The sequence below is a fragment of the Pseudoruegeria sp. SK021 genome (assembly GCF_002119405.1).
GTDB lineage: Bacteria > Pseudomonadota > Alphaproteobacteria > Rhodobacterales > Rhodobacteraceae > Meridianimarinicoccus.
Window position 1 is genome coordinate 1 of the sequence record NZ_MTBG01000047.1, and the last position, 17,461, is coordinate 17,461.

Below are 17,461 nucleotides of genomic sequence, written 5' to 3' on the forward strand. Positions count from 1 at the left end.
AGTTATAGGACGTGTAACTACACGACTTTCACCGAAATCAGTCTTACACAGACTCCAACCCATTGAAACTATATGCTGGGGCTCGAAGATCCTGCCCAAAATCGAGCCGATTTTGTCGAACTTGGGTTCCCAGACCTCGTCGCGATTAACCGCGAACAAAGGCAGGGCTTGCCCAACCCTTGGTCTTGCGCACCCAAAAGGTTCTAAACTGAGCGAACCAGATTAATGCAACAGTCCCATCACCGGGCTCAGGACGGCTTCGGCAACGGCATTGATCTTTTGCGCCGCGGCAATGCCCTCGACCCGGTGGTGTGTTGCTGCAGCACGCTGACCGCCTAGCCGTTGATCACCCCGGCACAGCCACCTAGAACCGCCATGTGAGCCCCAGCAGGGGGCCTGCCATGGTCCAGTCGATTTTTGTGCCGCCATCGGTGTAATCAACATCGAGCCGACGATAGCCCACGGACATGAAAATATTGTCATTCACTTGGTAATTCGCGGTGATCAACGCCTGCATGGTATAATCAGATCCGGCACCGAAACCGCCGGCGTCAAGATAGGCGATGGCGGACCAGCGCGGTGCCAGCTGAATATTCGTGCGCAGGGCCACAATCGGATCGGTAAAGTTTTTCTCGGCCCGAACCATTGGCGTACCCGCTGCATCGACATTGGCCTTGATGTTCCACAGCCGTGCGCCGCCCAGCACATCCAGCGCCCATGTTTTCTGGCGGTGAACGCGCCAACCGGCGGCGAGGGTCATCGATCGCTGTTCCAACTCACCCTTGAGCGGAATGCCCGGCGGAATGCTCCCCCCGCGCGAACTGGAAGAATAGCTGACATCCGCCAGCACCACCAAACGATCCCTGCGGGCAAATCCCGACAAGAAAAAAGCCGCATCCAGGTCATCCCTGCCTTCGGAAAAGCTTCGGTTGAACGACAGGTTCGGCGCGTTCGTGAAGGGGGTCAGGGTGCCGCTGACGCCCACCGCCCAGACATAGGGGGTGACCTGTCCGACCCATTCATCCTGCGCGGCGGCTGGAAGGGCGGCAAGGATCGGAAACGCCGTTAATACACATGAAGTCGCGAATTTTCGTAGCATAAATTACCTAAATAAATCGATTGGTTTAAGGATAGTCTTCTGGCCTACCTGCTGGCCAGTGAATTTCTGTAAGGGGGCGTTATGACCCTGTCCTTCATTGTCCTCTGACCGTTCCTCGGTTTGCATCGCTCAAAAGTGAAACGGTGGGTGACGGTTAACGCCCGCCGACGCATCCCAGTCCCCCGTCTTGGTCGCAATATTGCTTCAATCTTTCGGTCATGTCTTTAGTCCAGCCCTCTGGGTCCGTCACCGCGACCCAAGCGTCAATATAATCCCGGGTGTGATAGGTGTGGCCGAAACCAGCAGGCGGCAACGTGCTAAGCGCCATATCGACCGCAAGTTGAAGCTGGGTGACAATCGGGGTGAAGAACAATGCTGGTGAGACATCCGGTGCCGGTGCCTCACGCATCCAGATCGGTTCACGCCACAGCGTTGCTGGGGAATAGAAGGTGATCGGATCGCTGGCATATTGCAGGAACAGCACACGCATCCGGCCCCATGGCGCGCCCGAACGATCGGGGGTGGCGAATTGGCTGGAATAGCGAATGACTTGGCCCGCGCCAATTTCGGGGAGGACATAGGGACTGGAGGCGCGCCGTGCTGCATTTGCCTGATTCCACAAAGCTGACGGAAATGGCGGGCCAACCCAAAGCGCCCCGTCGATAGGATCGTTAATCATCTGGAAGACGTTGAAGGCATACATCGACGACCACGCCCCAAGCGACAGCCCATGCATATAAAGGCGGGGCCGCTGCTCTGGCGGAAGCTCGACCCAATAGTCGTACACGACCTGCATCAGGGCCGTCGCCTGTTCAAGACCGGACTGAGTTTCAAAGATCAGCGCAAGTGGACTTTGCAGATAGGAGTATTGCGCAGCCACCGTCGCAACATCGCCATCGTGCATATAGTCCAGCGCATCATAGCTGGCGGGATCCATCCAACCGGTCCCAGTCGGGCTCGCCACGATCAGAATTTTTCGCTGAAAGGCACCGGTCCGGATCATCTCGTCCAAGGCAAGACGGGCGCGCAGCATCGGATCGCTGTCTTGGGCAAGGCCGACATAAATCCGCAGAGGATGCTTGGCCGGACGCTGGTTGAACGCCTCAATATCCTGCTTCCGCGGGCCATTGAGCACAAATTCCCGCCCCGGTGCCCCCATCAGGTCCCAGCTGATCATTGACTGTGTAGACCCTGATTGCCAGCTTTGCGTGGGTGCTGCCAGTTGCGGTTGCGCCAGATGTTGGAGGGCGGCATAAGAGGTGTCGATGGTTCTCAGTGCGTTATTGACCACGCCATCGCGGGTCACGACGATCACCACCAACGCCGACAAAAGCAGCCCCAGCACGTTGGCCTTGCGTCTGGGAATATAGCGCGCAAGACGGCGGCTTAGAAAAAAGAAAAGCTGCTGGATCAGGATACCGATCAGAAAGAGCACCAGAAAAACCACCAGCGCGACCGTAAGGGTCGTTAACGTGCTCGTGCTTTCAAGTGCGGGCAGGTCCATGCGCAGACGAATGCTGTTCTGCCAGTCGCGCGCGTTCAAGACGCAGAAAACCAGCACGCCAAATACGGGAATCGCCAAGATGAACGTTGCGACCGATGCCGGCTTGCCTTTTAGCGTAGGAATTTCCAAAGCGCACCACAGGGCGAGGGCAAACCGCATCAGCAGATAACCGATCGCCATCGCTACCCCGGCCAGAAGGCCTTGAAATAGCATGTCGCGGGGGATCAGCGACGGTGTCAGGGATGCTGCCGCCAGAAGCAACCCACTAAGAAGCGACAGAACCGAAATGCTTGGTAGTCTACGAAAAAATGACATGATGGAAAACTCGCGAGGGCAATCTGCGCATGATGCATAAATCCTGCGAAACAATCTAGCGCGGCAAATTACGGCAAGCACGCCTTGGACCGGGCTTGTTGACGCCATGACTGACCCTGTTGGTCCGCCCACCCCACTGCAAGCGGGCATGAACTGCGGGATTTGATCAGGCCAGTTCGTGTGGCCGGGCCGGGATCCACAACGCGTCGGCGCCGCTGAGGATCGGAACGTCCGACCGGCGCGCGGTCAGCCCAACCCGCCACCCACCTCGGCGGCGGGGCATGGTCGCGGCTAATTTCGGACGGGGTGCGCCTGTGTGCTGCCTTGGAATCCGGCTGAGTTTCGTGCTACCTAACGCCAGTTCAGTTGGTAAGCAGGTGTCCCGGTTTTTGATCTATGCGGTCAAATTGGCGAAGACGGGCCTGCAACACCGTCATCAAATCAAGACTTGTTAGTGTGATTTCAATGAAATTTATTGCCGTTTTTCTGCTTTCCTTCCTGATGTTTATCTCGTCTCTCTCGGCTCAAGTTCCGCCATCGTCAACGGGATCAGAGGCGCAAGTCACCGACATCACCGATATCCCCAGCGATCCATCTCTGTCGGTAGACGCCCTGATTAAAATTCTACAGGATGATGTGGCGCGCGATCAGTTGATTGAAAGCCTGCAACTGTCTTTGGATGACGGCCAGACTGACGCATCGTCCGCCGATGCGGAACCGCCAGAGGCCAGTCGCGCAATCGGCACCAGTATGGCACGCGTGATCGCGGACCAAACCCGATCCATCGCCGAAAAAGGCCTGATCGTGGTGCAGTCCTTCGATAAGATGACCGACGATATCGTGTTGGCCTTGGCTGACTCAGGCCGGATTGATCTTGGCCAGTTGACCTTGACCCTGACCCAGCTTGGCTTGGCGATCGGTGTGGTGTTCGGGACGTTCATCGCGTTGCGGATCGGCGTTGAAGCGATCTTGCGGGTGTTTGACCGACAGGCGGTGCGACGCGGGACTTGGACGGTGAAAGCATCGCTTCTGGTGCCGTCGATTGTCGTCGAGGCGCTGGCCGTCGCCGTGGCATGGGCAATGGGATACGGGTTTTCGCTGTATTTCGGCAATGCAGGTCAGATGAGCATCTACCAGACGCTGTTTCTGAACGCCTTCCTGTTCATTGAGGCCGCCAAGTTGGTCTTTCGGGTCGGCCTGATGCCGCGACATGCGCCGCTTCGTCTGGCACCGCTGTCGGATACCGGTGCGTCCTACTGGTATTTCTGGTCCAGCCGGATCATCAGCCTTCTGGGCTATGGCATTCTGTTTGCCGTCCCGGTGATCAACGCGGAAATGTCCTATCGTGTGGGCACCGCCGTGCACGAGATTGTGGTGTTCTTCGCCCTTTTGCTGGTTGTCGTGTTGGTGTTGCAAAACAAAGCCCGGGTCAGGCACGCGTTACACCGCCCCTTGGACGAAGGCAAAACAGACGTGCTGAGCCGGTTTCTGGCGTTGATCGGCAACCAATGGCACCGGCTTATGATCGCCTATTTGCTGGTGTTCTTTGTCATCTGGATGACCGATCCGGGACAGGCGGTGGCCTTCATGACCACCGCGACCATCCGGTCTATCGTTGCTGTCCTAGTCGGCGCTGCCATCACTGTCGGAATTTCGCGCCTCATCACCCTTGGGTTGCGACTGCCCAAAGAGGTTCAGGAAAAACTGCCGCTGCTTGAAGGCCGGCTCAATGCTTTTGTCCCAACGGTCTTAAAAGGGGTCCGACTGGTGGTGGCGGTGGCCGTGGCCCTGACGGTCGCCGACGCCTGGAGCCTGATGGAAGTGGCCGAGTGGTTTGTGAGCAGCGAAGGCCAAGGCTTGCTTGCGGCGGCGGCATCGGTCTTTGTTATTCTGGCGGTGGGTAGCCTGATCTACCTCGCCATGGCCTCTTGGGTCGAATTTCGTCTGAACCCGGCGGTCGGGGCAATTCCGTCACCGCGCGAAATCACCTTGCTGTCGCTGCTGCGCAATGCCTTCACCATCTTGCTGGTCATCGTTCTGCTGATGATGGTGCTGTCCGAGTTGGGGGTGAATATCGGCCCGCTCATCGCCGGGGCCGGGGTGTTCGGTCTGGCAATTTCCTTTGGCGCCCAGAAGTTCGTCCAAGATGTAATCACCGGCATTTTCATTCAGTTCGAAAACGCAATGAACACCGGCGACGTCGTAACCGTGGCGGGGATCACGGGCGTGGTGGAAAAGCTGACCATCCGGTCGGTGTCGATCCGGTCACTGGACGGCACTTTGCATTTTGTCCCATTCTCGTCCGTCGACGCGGTGTCGAACTTCATGAAGCATTTCAGCTTCCACGTCGCAGAGATCGGAGTGGCCTACCGCGAGAATATCTCTGAGGTAAAGGAGGCAATGCATGAGGCGTTTGATCGCCTGAGACAGGTTGACGACTATGCTGCGGTCATCTTGGACGATCTGGAAATGCACGGCGTCACCCAATTGGCAGAGTCCGCGGTTGTGGTCCGGGCCCGGATCAGGACCATTCCGGGTAGCCAATGGTCGGTGGGGCGCGCCTATAGCGAACTGGTCAAAGTGGTGTTCGACGAGCGCGGCATCGAAATCCCGTTCCCACATATGAAGCTCTATATGGGTGAGACTAAACCTGGCTTGGTGCCGCCGTTGCCCTTGGTTCAGGGGCCTGCCGCAGATACGGACGCGCAACCTGCCGCCCGGCCCACTGCACAGCGCCAAGACGGTGACGACTTGGCCGACGTCCGCAAGACAGAGATCACGCCCCTCAATCAGGACGGGCCATTTGACGACTGACCGTCGATGCCCAGATGACTTGAATGGGCAATGGCTAGGGCTGCTTTCGCTATTCTGAAAGCCGCCCCGGCGTAAGGCGCACCAACACCCCGACACTGCCCCGTCGAAAACGGATTGGTGTTTCCTGTCACACCTGCGAAAAGTGCAAATGGCTGCCGCACACTCAAACAACACCGCTTGGCGATACGTCGGGCTCTGGGCCCTCACTGTCACAGGTGTGCTTGGGGGATTGGCGGGGTTTGAGCGGCACCGCGTGGTTCAGGAACTGACCGAAGAAAGCGCGATCCTGCATCGCTTGGCCTCGCAACGGGCCGATCAGCATGACGCCCATTTGACGTCGCTATCGGCGATTTTTGTGACCGGTGGGACCGAGCGACAGGATCTGGTGCTGGACGTGGCCGCCACAATCACCCGATTTTATCCTCGGATTACGTCGGTCGACGTGGTGCCCTACGATCTGTCCCAGCCGATGATGGATCCGCAGCCAGCGCTTTCAGAGGACCTCCGCCAACAAGTCGTTGACATGGCGCAGAGGTCGACGGGGGATTTGCAGCTTCAGCAAATAGCGGACCAGCCGGATCACTACTTGCTGGTGAAACGCACCCCCAACTCAGATGCGGCGCGGCACGCGTTGGCACTGGAAATCGACGCGGCGGCATTGGTCGCGACGGAGGATCCCTTTTGGCAACAGCCGTCCGTGTCCCTTCGCCTTCTGACGCCGGATGGTCAATCTGCTTTGGTGGGGCAGACCGCGCCAGATAAGGTCCGGTTCTCAAAACCCCTTGGCAGCGCGTCACAGCCTTTGGTTCTTGAAACGGCCCTTGCCATTCGCGCGGCTGACCTGCTGCCGTTACAGCAAGTCATCTTCACCGTGTTGATCGTCACAGCCCTGTTTTTGTTGGCGGCACTGGGGCTGACGCAACGCGCCCGCACCAAAGACGCAGAACGCCGGGCCACACTCAGTGCGCAAGAGACGCGGCTGGCCCATGCATCGCGCGTGAACGCACTGGGCGAGATGGCCAGTGGGATGGCTCATGAACTGGCGCAACCGCTGACCGCAATTCTCAGCCAAGCACAGGCCGGCCGCCATTTGGCCCGGCGCGGCGATATTGAGCGTCTAAGCGTTGTGTTGAACGACACCGTGGCCCAAGCCCAAAGGGCCGCAGACATCCTTGATCGCCTGAGACGTTGGAGCAAACCAAACCGCGCACCCTCAGAAACCTGCGCCGTCGACGATGCGGTGAAAAGTGTTCGAAATCTTCTGGCTTTGGACGCAAAAACCAAAGGGGCCACGATCACTCTGGTATTGTCCGAACCCCCACTTTTCATTGACGCCGATCCGGTCGAACTGGAGCAGGTGGTTTTTAACCTTGTGCGGAACGCGCTGGATGCCTCGGATGCGGCACAGGTCACAATTCGCACCGCCGCAAATGGCCCGTTTGCGATTTTGGATGTCAGCGACACTGGGCCGGGTGTGCCCGAAAACATCCGCTCTCGGATCTTCGAGCCGTTCGTGACCGGCAAATCGGACGGAACCGGTCTTGGACTGGCACTGTGCCAAAGGTTGGTCGAGGAAATGGGCGGCGACATCACCCTGTTAACCGGGACGGAGCAAACGGTGTTCCGCTTGTCCCTGCCACTATCAACCAAAACGGTATTGCCATGACCCATGTCTATCTGGTCGACGATGATGAGGCCGTGCGCAATGCCCTGAGCCTCCTGCTTGAGACGGTCGGGCTGACAGTGCGCAGCTTTGCGTCGCCCGAGACCTTCCTGACCCAAGCGGCACATCTGGTGCCGGGGTGTCTGATCCTCGACATTCGGATGCCGGCGATTTCGGGGTTAAAACTGCAAGAGAAATTGACCGATCAAGGGGTCACATGGCCCACCGTGATTATCAGCGGGCATGGCGATATCGAGGCCTGTCGGCGCGCCTTTCGCAACGGCGCGATTGATTTCCTCAGCAAGCCGGTGGACGAGCAAGACTTGATCGATGCGATCCAAAAAGGTCATGCGCAGCTGGAACTCCAACAGCAAGCGTCCGCTGAACGCGCCGAAGCGGTGGCCCTGATCACGCATCTTTCGGCCCGCGAACAGCAAGTCCTCGAGATGATCGCAAAGGGCCTGACGACCAAGCAAATTGCCGACGCGCTGACCCTGTCCCCGCGCACCGTCGAAAGCCACCGGGCGGCCATTGCCGCCAAAGCCGGGACGTCGTCAGCGGCTGAACTGACCCGGTATTGGTTGGACGGGCAGGGAGGTCAGTAGAACTACGGACACCTTTGCGGATGCTACGAATATCGCACCTGCGCACGCTGGGTTAGAACCGGGACATCAGGTCAACAAAAGGAAAGACCCAATGATCCGTACCGTTGCTCTCGCCGCCGCCCTTCTGACACCCGTCGCGGCCTTCGCCCAAGATTTGCCCACCGCGCCGTACCTGCCACTTGCCATGGCAACGACCGCAGCCCAAGCCGCTGTCGATGCGTGTTCGGTTGAAGGCCATAACGTCAGCGTCGCCATCGTCGCCCGCAGTGGTGAAACCAAAGTGCTGTTGCGCGCCGATAACGCAGGGCCGCACACGGTTGGCTCCAGCATCGGCAAAGCCTTCACCTCGGCAAGTCTGGGCCGTGACACCACCGGTCTGGCCAACTTCATCGGCGGCAGCCCCGAAAACGACGGCATGCGTGTTATGGACAGCCGCATGGTGATCCAAGCTGGCGGTCTGCCGATCAAGATCGGTGGCGCATTGGTCGGCGGCATCGGTGTCGGCGGCGCGCCATCGGGGGCCATCGACGAGACCTGTGCCCGGGTTGGACTTGACGCGATCGGCGCTGAGTAACCCCAATCACGGCCCGCCCCGAATTGGGGCGGGTCAGTCCATCTGAATAGGTGACACCATGCTTAGGTCCATAATTTTCGCTGCAACCGTTGGCTTGTGCGGCTCTGCCCATGCGCAAACTGCGCCGTCTGCATCAGACATCGCGTCCTATACCGGCTTGCATCTTGCCGCCCATCAGGGCGACGTCGCTGCGATCAATCGCTTGATTGCCGCAGATGCCGATCTCAACGCACGGGACCGGGCGGACCGTACGCCGGCCCATGTGGCGGCTTTCGCCTCGCAGGACGCCGCGCTGACGGCATTGGCAACCGGCGGCGCGGATATGAATGCGCTGGATAACCGGGTCTACGATGTTCTGACCATCGCGGCTGTCGCGGACGATCCTGAAATGGTTTCGCTCGCGATGGAACTTGGGAACGCACCAGACCTGATTACCAGCGTGTATGATGGCACAGCCTTGATCGCTGCGGCCCATCTGGGCCATTCCGACGTCGTTGCGCGCCTTGTGGCGGGTGGCGCACCGATTAATCATGTTAACAATCTGGCATGGACCGCATTGATCGAAGCGGTCGTCTTGGGCGACGGTGGCCCAGACCACATCAAGACCGTGCAAATCCTGGTCGATGCAGGCGCAGATAAATCCATCGGCGATCGCGATGGGGTCACACCGCTGCAACACGCCAAGGCGCGCGGCTATGCCGAAATGATAGAAATCCTGCAGTGACAGGGCAGTGCGAAAGGCTGCGCCGCGAGGCCTTTTCCGTGATCACAGGCGCAGTTTTCACGACCCATCGGCACACGTCGTTTGGAAGACGCGCGCCCATCGTAGGTTGGCTACGGCCAGTGCGATGGGGCCTTACCGGATACGCTGTTGGGTGGCCGGGTCGAAAAATACTGCCTTGCTCATGTTGAATGCCAGCGGTGTCAGTTCCCCCGGGGTGATCTGCGCATCGGCGCGGAGGCGGGCAATGGCTTCGAACGCGCCGATTTTCGCGACCGCGAAGGTATCCGAGCCCGCCGGTTCAACCACATCAATGTAACACATCGCTTCGACGATGCGATCTGTCGACCGGTTTGCCCCTTCGGGATCGGTCAGTGCCTCAGGCCGGACACCCAACTTGACCGTCTGTCCGACATAGCGGGCCAACCCGTCGCAATCGGGCGCAGGCAGAACAACATCAGGATACTGTCCACCAGCAAGGCGCAGCATCAGCCCGTCCTCATTGGTCACGTCACAATCCAGCAGGTTCATTGACGGCGAGCCCATAAACTCGGCCACAAACATGTTGATTGGATCGTTATAGATCTCGTCCGGGGTGCCAAATTGCTGAAGCTCTCCGGCTTTGAGAACGGCGATCTTGGTGGCAAGGGTCAGGGCCTCGATCTGGTCATGGGTCACATAGACGATCGTGGTGCCCATGCGTTGATGAAGCCGCTTGATTTCGGTGCGCATGTCGACCCGAAGCTTGGCGTCGAGGTTAGACAGCGGCTCATCAAACAGGAATACTTGCGGATCGCGCACCAAAGCGCGGCCCATCGCCACCCGCTGGCGTTGGCCGCCCGACAATTGGCTTGGTTTACGCTTGAGCAATTCTTCGATCTGCAGAACGTCCGCGACCCGTTTGATCGCCGCCTCGCGCGTCGGCTTGTCGATCTTCCGAATTTCCATACCGAAGCTGATATTCTGCGCCACCGTCATGTTCGGATAGAGGGCGTAGGATTGGAAAACCATCGCGATGTCCCGTTTCGAAGGGTGCAGCCCGGCGACCGACGTTCCGCCGATGCGGATGTCACCTTCGGTGATTTCCTCAAGACCTGCGATCGTGTTCAGAAGGGTGGACTTTCCGCAGCCGGATGGGCCGACGAGAACAAGAAATCCGCCATCTTCGATCTCAATATTGATCCCTTTCAGCACTTTGGTCGCGCCATAGGACTTGTGAAGATTGTCGATGGTGAGCGATGCCATAGTATTAACCCTTGACCGCACCGGCCATCAGGCCGCGCACAAAATAACGTCCGGAGACAATGTAAACGATAAGCGTGGGCAGAGCCGCAAGGACCGCGCCCGCGAAATGGACGTTGTACTCTTTCACGCCTGTCGACGAATTGACGAGGTTGTTCAGCGCGACCGTGATCGGCGTCGAGGTATAGCCCGAGAACGATGCGCCAAACAGGAAGTCGTTCCATTGGTTGGTGAACTGCCAAATCACCGTGACGACAATGATCGGGCCGGAACTGGGCAGCAGGATGCGCCGGAAAATCTGGAAGAAACTGGCCCCATCGATCTGGGCGGCCCGGATCAGTTCAGTGGGAAATGCGGCGTAGTAATTGCGGAAAAACAACGTCGAAAACCCGATGCCGTAGACGAAGTGGATCAGGATCAATCCTTGAATTGTCCCGGACCACCCAATCAGACCGAGGATCCGCGCCGCTGGGATCAACACGATCTGGAACGGAATAAAGCACGACAACAGCAACATCCCGAAGACAATATCTGCGCCGGGAAACCGATATTTGGTCAGCACATAGCCGTTGAGGGCACCGGTGATGGTCGACAGGGCCACCGCCGGAACGACAATCATCAGCGAATTGGCAAAATACGGCTTTAGGCCTGTGGCCTCGACCCCGATTTGTGCGTTGCTCCATGCATCGCGCCACGGCTGAAATGTCAGGAGTTTCGGCAGTGCCATCAGGTTTCCGGTGCGGATATCTTCAAGCGTTTTCACCGAATTAACCAGCATCACGTACAGCGGAAGCAGGTAATAGATCACGAAGAAGATCAGCACGGTATAGATTAGCGCGCGGACAAGTTTGTTGCTGGGCGCGGCGTTCTCAGAATGGCTCATTTCGACTGCCCCTGACGCAACTCTGAATAGACATACGGAATGACAATTGAGAACACCATCACCAGCATGATGATCGCCGACGATGCGCCGACCCCCATCTGATTGCGGGCGAAGGTATAGGAATACATGAAGGTTGCGGGCAGTTCCGTGGCCTGACCGGGCCCTCCACCGGTCAGCGCGATGACCAAATCATACACCTTGATCGCCAGATGGGCGAGCACGACAAACGCCGACAGAAACACCGGGCGCATCAAGGGAATGATGATCCGGCGATAGATTGTTACTCCGCTGGCGCCGTCGATCTGGGCCGCCTTGATGATATCGGAATCAACCCCCCGTAGTCCGGCCAGAAACATCGCCATAACAAAGCCCGAGCTTTGCCAGACGGCGGCCATGACAACCGTGTAGATTGCGTAATCGCGGTCCTTGATCCAGTTGAATTGAAAGCTGGTCCAGCCCCAGACATGCATCGTGTGTTCAAGGCCGATGCCGGGGTCAAGAAACCACTTCCATGCCGTTCCTGTCACGATGAACGACAGCGCCATCGGATACAGATAGATCGGTCGAATAAAGCCCTCCGCCCGGATTTTCTGGTCAAGAAGGATGGCAAGGAACAGACCCAAAGCCGAGCAAATCCCGATATACAGCACCCCAAAGATCGCAAGGTTGACCAGCGCGATATTCCAGTGCCGCAGGTTGAACAGCTTGGTGTAATTCTCCAGCCCGATGAAGCCGTAGGAAGGCAGCATCCGGCTATCCGTCATCGACAGATAGCCAGTGTATAGGATGAAACCGTACACAAAAAGCACGACCAGAAGGAACGTGGGCGCCACGACAAGGCGTGGAAGCCAGTTCTGAAGTGTGTCTTTCATGAAGTCATCCTGTTGCGTCCGCGCCGGAGGCCGAGAGGCGCGCAGGGTCTGCCCGCACGCCTGTTGATTGTCTTACTTCGCCGCTTCGACAGCGTTCACCAGTTCTTCAGCAGCAGTTTGGCTGTCATAGTCGCCATTGAACTGCGCCGTGATCACGTCAAAAAACGCGTTCTTGATGGCGGTGGGCTGGGCGTGGCCATGGGCAAGGGAGCCGAACAAAGATCCAGCCTCGTTGGCTTCGGCGAAATCCCCGATGCCTTTCTGACCGCAAGCATCAAACCCGTCACCCGACACATCCGTCCGCGCCGGAACCGAGCCTTTGACGATATTGAATGCCGACTGGAACTTCGGGTCCATCACGGCCGACGCCATCAACATCTGAGCGTCCGATGCGTCGCCTTGGTCGAACATCACGAACTGATCCGAGTTGAACAACACTTCGCCTTGGGTGCCGGGGAAACGCGCGCAAACGAAATCTTCGCCCGGCACTTGTTCGGCCTTCAGGAACTCGCCCTTGGCCCAGTCGCCCATGAACTGCATTCCGGCGTCGCCGTTGATCACCATTGTCGAGGCAAGGTTCCAATCCCGGCCCGAGAAGTTGTCATCGACATAGGACCGCAGCTTGCTCATCCGATCGAACACTTCGACCATTTGCGGGCCGCCCAATGCTTCGGGATCGAGCTCAATAATGGCCGAGTTGTAGAAATCGGTGCCCATGCCCAGAACGACGGCTTCGAACACGGTTCCGTCCTGCCAAGGCTGGCCGCCATGGGCGATTGGCGTGATGCCGTTCTCTTTCATCTTATCGAGGACAACCACCAGCTCGTCCCAGCTTTCCGGGACCTTGCCGCCAGCTTGGTCAAGGGCTTTTTTGTTGATCCAGACCCAGTTGGTCGAATGGACGTTCACAGGTGCCGCGATCCAATGACCATCGAACTTTGAAAAATCCTGAAGAGGCGCAGGAACGACGTCATCCCAGCCTTCTTCGGCTGCGACCGCATCAAGGTTGGCCAACTGGCCGGTGGATTCCGCCCAATCCTTAATGTCAAAGCCCAGCATCTGCGCGGCAGTCGGGGCATCGCCGCCCACAACGCGGGCGCGCAGAACGGTCATCGCCTCAACACCGCTGCCGCCGGCAACCGGCATGTCGTTCCAGCCAACGCCCTTGCTACCCAGATCGTCCTTCAGCACGCCAAGCGCTTCAGCTTCGCTGCCCGAGGTCCACCAGTGCAGAACCTCAACATCTTCGGCCATAGCGGTCGTGGCGAATGCAGATAGCGCCAGCGCGGATACCGTCGTTTTCAGTGCGGTCGTGAAAGCCATTCGAATACCTCCCTAAAATCTCGTCATGTTCGACGCATTTATAACGTTGCAAATTTGCGCTGTGTCAAGAATAATCACGTATCTTCATGCAAATGCGGCACGAAACGTACCATCGCGTGCGACACACCCTATGGGGATCGACATGAATTATATCGTTTCCATCAAAACTGTTGATCCCGCACTCTGCGGATGTTGCCGTCAAACACGCCGATGACTGGGGATCTGTCGAAGCTTGGCGGCCCCGGTCGGCCCACCCTTCGTACCATTGCCCAGATCGCTGAACTGGCGGTCACTACGGTGTCCCGCGCCCTTGCGGGCGACCCCAAAATTGCACGCGCCACCCGCGAGCGCGTGCAGAAGATTGCCGATCAGGTCGGTTATGTTCCGGACCGGGCCGCACAGCGGCTGCGGACGGGCAAGACCCGCGTGGTCAGCCTTATCCTTGGGCCGCACAACGAAATCCTTGGATTTGGAAATTCCATGATCACGGGCTTGATGCGGGCGCTGGACGGCACCGATTACCATTTAAACGTGACGCCGCATTTCGCAGACCGTGACGCCAACGCGCCGGTTGAACATATCGTGCGCAACTCTCTTGCCGACGGGCTGATCTTGTCGCGCACGGCGCCATTTGACGACCGGGTGCGCTATTTGATGGAGCACCGGTTTCCCTTTGTGACCCATGGCCGGACGGAATTTGCCGCGGCGCATCCCTTTGTCGATTTCGACAATCAGGCCTTTGCCGAGATTGCCACCGACCGGCTGGTCGCAAAGGGCGCAAAACGGATCTGCATTATCCTTCCGCCTGAAAGCTTCACCTTCTGCCAGCATTTGCGGACCGGCCTGATCAGGGCTGCCGCCCGACACGGGGTCGATCACGTTGTGGCGAAAGGCATTACGCTGGATAGCTCGGTCGCCGATATCAGCGCATGGGTCGCCGCCGCCGTTCGCAGGCCAAACGCGCCAGATGGCTTCATTTGCCCCGGCGAGGCGTCCCATATCGGGCTGACCAACGCCATGCGCGCGGCCGGTGCTGAACGGGGGCGCGATTACCATGTTATCGTCAAGGCCAGCTCTGATCTTCTTGATCAGATCGATCCCGGCGTCGATATCATCTTTGAAGATATCATCGCGGCAGGGGAACGAATGGGCCACTTCCTGCTGAAGCAAATCGCCGATCCATCAACCCCGCCCGCGCATTTCATCGATGCCGGGCCGTCAAGATAGGGCGTTAGGTCCGGCGCGCAACCCCGCTTTGTCACCCCAAATGGTTAGATCACATCTTACCACATTTTCAGGTGCACCCTGGTTTGTCCGACGGTTCCTTGTTGGGACCGAATTTTTAGGGACGCAGATCGATGGGCGTTTGCGCACGGGACGACTTGTGAGGGGGGTCCTTTGATCCTGCTTTCTTAGGTGTGGATCGTAGGCGCGATTTGCGCAACGCCCCGATCTCCTCCAACACAGGATATGCCGCCGTCGCAAGATGCGAGTTGATCCGCCGCAGGTCGCGCAAGATATCAAGATGCAAACTTGAGGTGTCGATCGTTTCTGGAAGACCCTCTTCGATCCGCGCCATATGGAGGGCGTTAGATGTTTCTTCGATATCGCGTGCTGTGACTTTGGCGGTCACCAGTTTGCGGGCGAGATCAACGTCTCGGCTTAAAAACACGGATTGCGCGAGCTGAAGGTTGCTGCGCGTGGTTTCGTAGAACTGTTCAAGCTCGGCGATGCCCTCGTCCGAGAAGCGCAATTGTCGTGCCATGCGTTTTTCAGCGATCTCTGACAGGTAGTGATCGATGATATCCCCGACATGTTCGATATTCAGGGCGTAGGACATCACTTCGTTGCAGCGCTTTGCCTCTTCATCATCCAATGGCAGTCCCCGCAAACGCGCAAGATACAGCTTTACCGCTTTGAGTTTCGCATCGACCGAGTCGTCCAGTCGGGCAATCGTGCTTTTGCCTTCGGGAAGGTTGCGGCGCATCGCGTCAAGGCTGCAATCCAGCATCTCACCAACCAGGTCCCCCATCCGCAGGACTTCGCGCGCCGCCCCGGCAAGGGCAAGCGAGGGTGTCGTGAGGCTGGATTCATCCAAATATGAGGGCTCAGCCTCGGGATCGGCGGATTCGGGCAACAGTCGCACCATCAGCCGCGCCAGCGGCTCGGTGAGTGGAAGGAAGATGACCAAAAGGGCAAGGTTGAAGGTAAGATGTGTGATCAGCGCGAGCGAATAGTTGGGCGCGATGGCCTGCAACGGCGCGGCCAATGGCCCGGCGAGGATCATTAAGGTCACCCCGCCGATTGCGCGGACAATCAGGTTGGCCACGGTCAATCGTGTGGCCGCGACACCGTCCTTCAGCGTCCCAAGCCATGGAGGAATGGCACCGCCGATATTTGCCCCGGCGATGAAAATCAGCACGAGGAAGGGCGGCACTACTCCCGATTGCGACAGAAACGACACGAATAGCACAACCGCGAGGCTGGAGGTGCCGGCAACGGCAAGGCCGATGGCAAACAGCAGGGCAAAAATGGGTGCGCTGGCAAGCCCGGTGAGGATATCAATCATCACTTGTGAATTGCGAAGCGGCGCGGTGATTTCACCCATCAGTTGCAAGGCGAGCAGCATCAGCCCGAGGCCTAAAAAGGCCTTTCCCAAGCCTTTCAACTGTGCCGTCCGCGCACGGATCGAAAACACTACCCCAAGCAGGACAAACGCCGAAGCAAGCCAATGAAGATCAAGCGAAAGGATCACAGCCGCCAATGCTGTTCCAACATTCGCCCCAAGCATGACCGCTTGCGCCTGCCCGCCGCCAATCAGACCGCGCCCGGCGAAAGAGGCGGTGATCACCGCCGTCGCTGTGCTGGATTGCAAGCTGAGTGTGACCAGAAAACCTGAAAGCGTTGCCCGAAGTCGGGTTGCGGTTCCGGTGGAAATCCATCGGCGCAGGGCCGCGCCAAATCCAGAGAGCACACCGCCTTTGATCAGCCGAAGGCCCCAGATCAGCAGAGCCCCGGCACCGAGCAAATCGATCAGACGAATTGTGGACTCCATCGTGTCATGCGACCTTTATCAGAACGTTTTGCAATGGTGTGCAACAATAGTATAGAACTTAACTAATGGTTCAAGCTTCGCGACATCCACGGGCGTCGCGGCTGCTGTAAGTGGCTTGCATCGCACGATGTTTTTCTCAATCGGATCGTATGGCCCTGAGAGTTTACCTTGGATGCTGGTTGAAGCAGCACGATCATTCGTGGGGCCTAATGTGACGAATTCTTCCTCTTAGCGTGGCAATGGTTTTGTGAGCGCACAAAGGGTTTCCGAGGGCGCGGGCGGGTCACGGTCTGCGGGGCCGCAGACGTTCACGGACGGGGCGAGTGTTTCGGAAGAGGCACGGCTCCAAGTGCTTAAGGCTGCTGAAGCGTTGGGCTATCATGTCAACCTTCTGGCGCGTGGCTTGATCCGGGATCGCAGCAATATCGTCTCCCTTAGTGGGTCCGAAGTCGCGAGCCCGTTTTAGGCGCGCCTTTTGGATGCCATTACGCGGGCTCTACAGCTACAAAACCGGGTGGCGCTGGAGATCAACACCAACGGTGAAGACGAAAGCGCCGCACAGGCGTTGAAGCAAAGCCCGAACTACCGCGCAGATGCGACAGTTGTTTTGCCGGGTACACCGTCCTCAACCCTTGTCGATACATGTTTATCCAACGGGCAGCATAGAGGTGGTCGCAAGAATTCGGACCAGTTGCTAAGCTTTAGCGACTGACGAAGGACCGACCTGAGATGACAAAACGAAAGCGCTATTCTGCGGAGTTCAAGGCAAAGGTGGCACTGGAAGCCATCCG

General features: G+C 58.2%; 14 protein-coding genes. 7 read left to right on the plus strand and 7 right to left on the minus strand.

The genetic code is table 11. The annotated features are described in order from the left end of the window. Window positions 1-364 precede the first annotated feature (364 nt). Window positions 365-1,099, minus strand: a complete 735-nt coding sequence (locus tag BV911_RS16920) for a hypothetical protein (RefSeq protein WP_086054776.1) — start codon at window positions 1,097-1,099, stop codon at window positions 365-367. A 154-nt stretch (window positions 1,100-1,253) separates the two neighbouring features. Then, window positions 1,254-2,918, minus strand: coding sequence for an alpha/beta-hydrolase family protein (locus tag BV911_RS16925; RefSeq protein WP_086054777.1), 1,665 nt, complete (start codon window positions 2,916-2,918; stop codon window positions 1,254-1,256). Window positions 2,919-3,383: 465 nt separating this feature from the next. On the opposite strand from BV911_RS16925, the gene BV911_RS16930 reads away from it, so the two are divergent. The 5 genes from BV911_RS16930 to BV911_RS16950 all read left to right on the plus strand — a co-directional run bounded on the left by BV911_RS16930 (window position 3,384) and on the right by BV911_RS16950 (window position 9,298). Then, window positions 3,384-5,732: a mechanosensitive ion channel domain-containing protein gene (locus tag BV911_RS16930; protein ID WP_168184115.1), complete on the plus strand. Its 2,349-nt coding sequence runs from the start codon at window positions 3,384-3,386 to the stop codon at window positions 5,730-5,732. 148 nt (window positions 5,733-5,880) lie between these two features. Beyond that, window positions 5,881-7,398 (plus strand): sensor histidine kinase, encoded by a 1,518-nt coding sequence (locus tag BV911_RS16935; RefSeq protein ID WP_086054779.1) that lies wholly within the window; start codon window positions 5,881-5,883, stop codon window positions 7,396-7,398. Then, window positions 7,395-8,000 (plus strand): response regulator transcription factor, encoded by a 606-nt coding sequence (locus tag BV911_RS16940; protein ID WP_086054780.1) that lies wholly within the window; start codon window positions 7,395-7,397, stop codon window positions 7,998-8,000. Before BV911_RS16935 ends, BV911_RS16940 begins: the two co-directional genes overlap by 4 nt. Window positions 8,001-8,091: 91 nt before the next feature. Beyond that, the gene (locus BV911_RS16945; RefSeq protein ID WP_086054781.1) at window positions 8,092-8,574 is read left to right on the plus strand and encodes a heme-binding protein; all 483 of its coding nucleotides are present in this window, start codon (window positions 8,092-8,094) and stop codon (window positions 8,572-8,574) included. Between the two features lie 58 nt (window positions 8,575-8,632). Next, the gene (locus BV911_RS16950; protein ID WP_086054782.1) at window positions 8,633-9,298 is read left to right on the plus strand and encodes an ankyrin repeat domain-containing protein; all 666 of its coding nucleotides are present in this window, start codon (window positions 8,633-8,635) and stop codon (window positions 9,296-9,298) included. A 132-nt stretch (window positions 9,299-9,430) separates the two neighbouring features. Here BV911_RS16950 and BV911_RS16955 read toward each other — a convergent pair whose 3' ends face one another. From BV911_RS16955 to BV911_RS16970, 4 genes are all read right to left on the minus strand, one after another. Continuing rightward, complete coding sequence (locus BV911_RS16955) at window positions 9,431-10,540, minus strand: ABC transporter ATP-binding protein (protein ID WP_086054783.1); 1,110 nt, start codon at window positions 10,538-10,540, stop codon at window positions 9,431-9,433. 4 nt (window positions 10,541-10,544) lie between these two features. After that, window positions 10,545-11,420: a carbohydrate ABC transporter permease gene (locus BV911_RS16960; protein ID WP_086054784.1), complete on the minus strand. Its 876-nt coding sequence runs from the start codon at window positions 11,418-11,420 to the stop codon at window positions 10,545-10,547. Next, window positions 11,417-12,292, minus strand: coding sequence for a carbohydrate ABC transporter permease (locus tag BV911_RS16965; RefSeq protein WP_086054785.1), 876 nt, complete (start codon window positions 12,290-12,292; stop codon window positions 11,417-11,419). Before BV911_RS16965 ends, BV911_RS16960 begins: the two co-directional genes overlap by 4 nt. A 72-nt stretch (window positions 12,293-12,364) precedes the next feature. After that, the gene (locus BV911_RS16970) at window positions 12,365-13,615 is read right to left on the minus strand and encodes an ABC transporter substrate-binding protein (protein WP_086054786.1); all 1,251 of its coding nucleotides are present in this window, start codon (window positions 13,613-13,615) and stop codon (window positions 12,365-12,367) included. A 210-nt stretch (window positions 13,616-13,825) separates the two neighbouring features. On the opposite strand from BV911_RS16970, the gene BV911_RS16975 reads away from it, so the two are divergent. After that, a complete protein-coding gene (locus BV911_RS16975; protein ID WP_168184116.1) occupies window positions 13,826-14,842 on the plus strand; it encodes a LacI family transcriptional regulator in 1,017 nt (338 codons plus the stop codon). Window positions 14,843-14,957: 115 nt separating this feature from the next. Here the strand turns inward: BV911_RS16975 and BV911_RS16980 are convergent, their stop codons facing one another. Beyond that, window positions 14,958-16,670, minus strand: a complete 1,713-nt coding sequence (locus tag BV911_RS16980; protein ID WP_086054788.1) for a Na/Pi cotransporter family protein — start codon at window positions 16,668-16,670, stop codon at window positions 14,958-14,960. Window positions 16,671-17,145: 475 nt separating this feature from the next. Here BV911_RS16980 and BV911_RS19260 point away from each other — a divergent pair, with 475 nt between their 5' ends. Next, window positions 17,146-17,382, plus strand: coding sequence for a hypothetical protein (locus tag BV911_RS19260; protein WP_139840130.1), 237 nt, complete (start codon window positions 17,146-17,148; stop codon window positions 17,380-17,382). Window positions 17,383-17,461: the final 79 nt, after the last annotated feature.

Bases quoted from the DNA above. Each gene is read 5' to 3' on its own strand.
- BV911_RS16920 (WP_086054776.1), bottom strand. From the start codon at position 1,099: ATGCTACGAAAATTCGCGACTTCATGTGTATTAACGGCGTTTCCGATC.
- BV911_RS16925 (WP_086054777.1), bottom strand. From the start codon at position 2,918: ATGTCATTTTTTCGTAGACTACCAAGCATTTCGGTTCTGTCGCTTCTT.
- BV911_RS16930 (WP_168184115.1), top strand. From the start codon at position 3,384: ATGAAATTTATTGCCGTTTTTCTGCTTTCCTTCCTGATGTTTATCTCG.
- BV911_RS16935 (WP_086054779.1), top strand. From the start codon at position 5,881: ATGGCTGCCGCACACTCAAACAACACCGCTTGGCGATACGTCGGGCTC.
- BV911_RS16940 (WP_086054780.1), top strand. From the start codon at position 7,395: ATGACCCATGTCTATCTGGTCGACGATGATGAGGCCGTGCGCAATGCC.
- BV911_RS16945 (WP_086054781.1), top strand. From the start codon at position 8,092: ATGATCCGTACCGTTGCTCTCGCCGCCGCCCTTCTGACACCCGTCGCG.
- BV911_RS16950 (WP_086054782.1), top strand. From the start codon at position 8,633: ATGCTTAGGTCCATAATTTTCGCTGCAACCGTTGGCTTGTGCGGCTCT.
- BV911_RS16955 (WP_086054783.1), bottom strand. From the start codon at position 10,540: ATGGCATCGCTCACCATCGACAATCTTCACAAGTCCTATGGCGCGACC.
- BV911_RS16960 (WP_086054784.1), bottom strand. From the start codon at position 11,420: ATGAGCCATTCTGAGAACGCCGCGCCCAGCAACAAACTTGTCCGCGCG.
- BV911_RS16965 (WP_086054785.1), bottom strand. From the start codon at position 12,292: ATGAAAGACACACTTCAGAACTGGCTTCCACGCCTTGTCGTGGCGCCC.
- BV911_RS16970 (WP_086054786.1), bottom strand. From the start codon at position 13,615: ATGGCTTTCACGACCGCACTGAAAACGACGGTATCCGCGCTGGCGCTA.
- BV911_RS16975 (WP_168184116.1), top strand. From the start codon at position 13,826: ATGACTGGGGATCTGTCGAAGCTTGGCGGCCCCGGTCGGCCCACCCTT.
- BV911_RS16980 (WP_086054788.1), bottom strand. From the start codon at position 16,670: ATGGAGTCCACAATTCGTCTGATCGATTTGCTCGGTGCCGGGGCTCTG.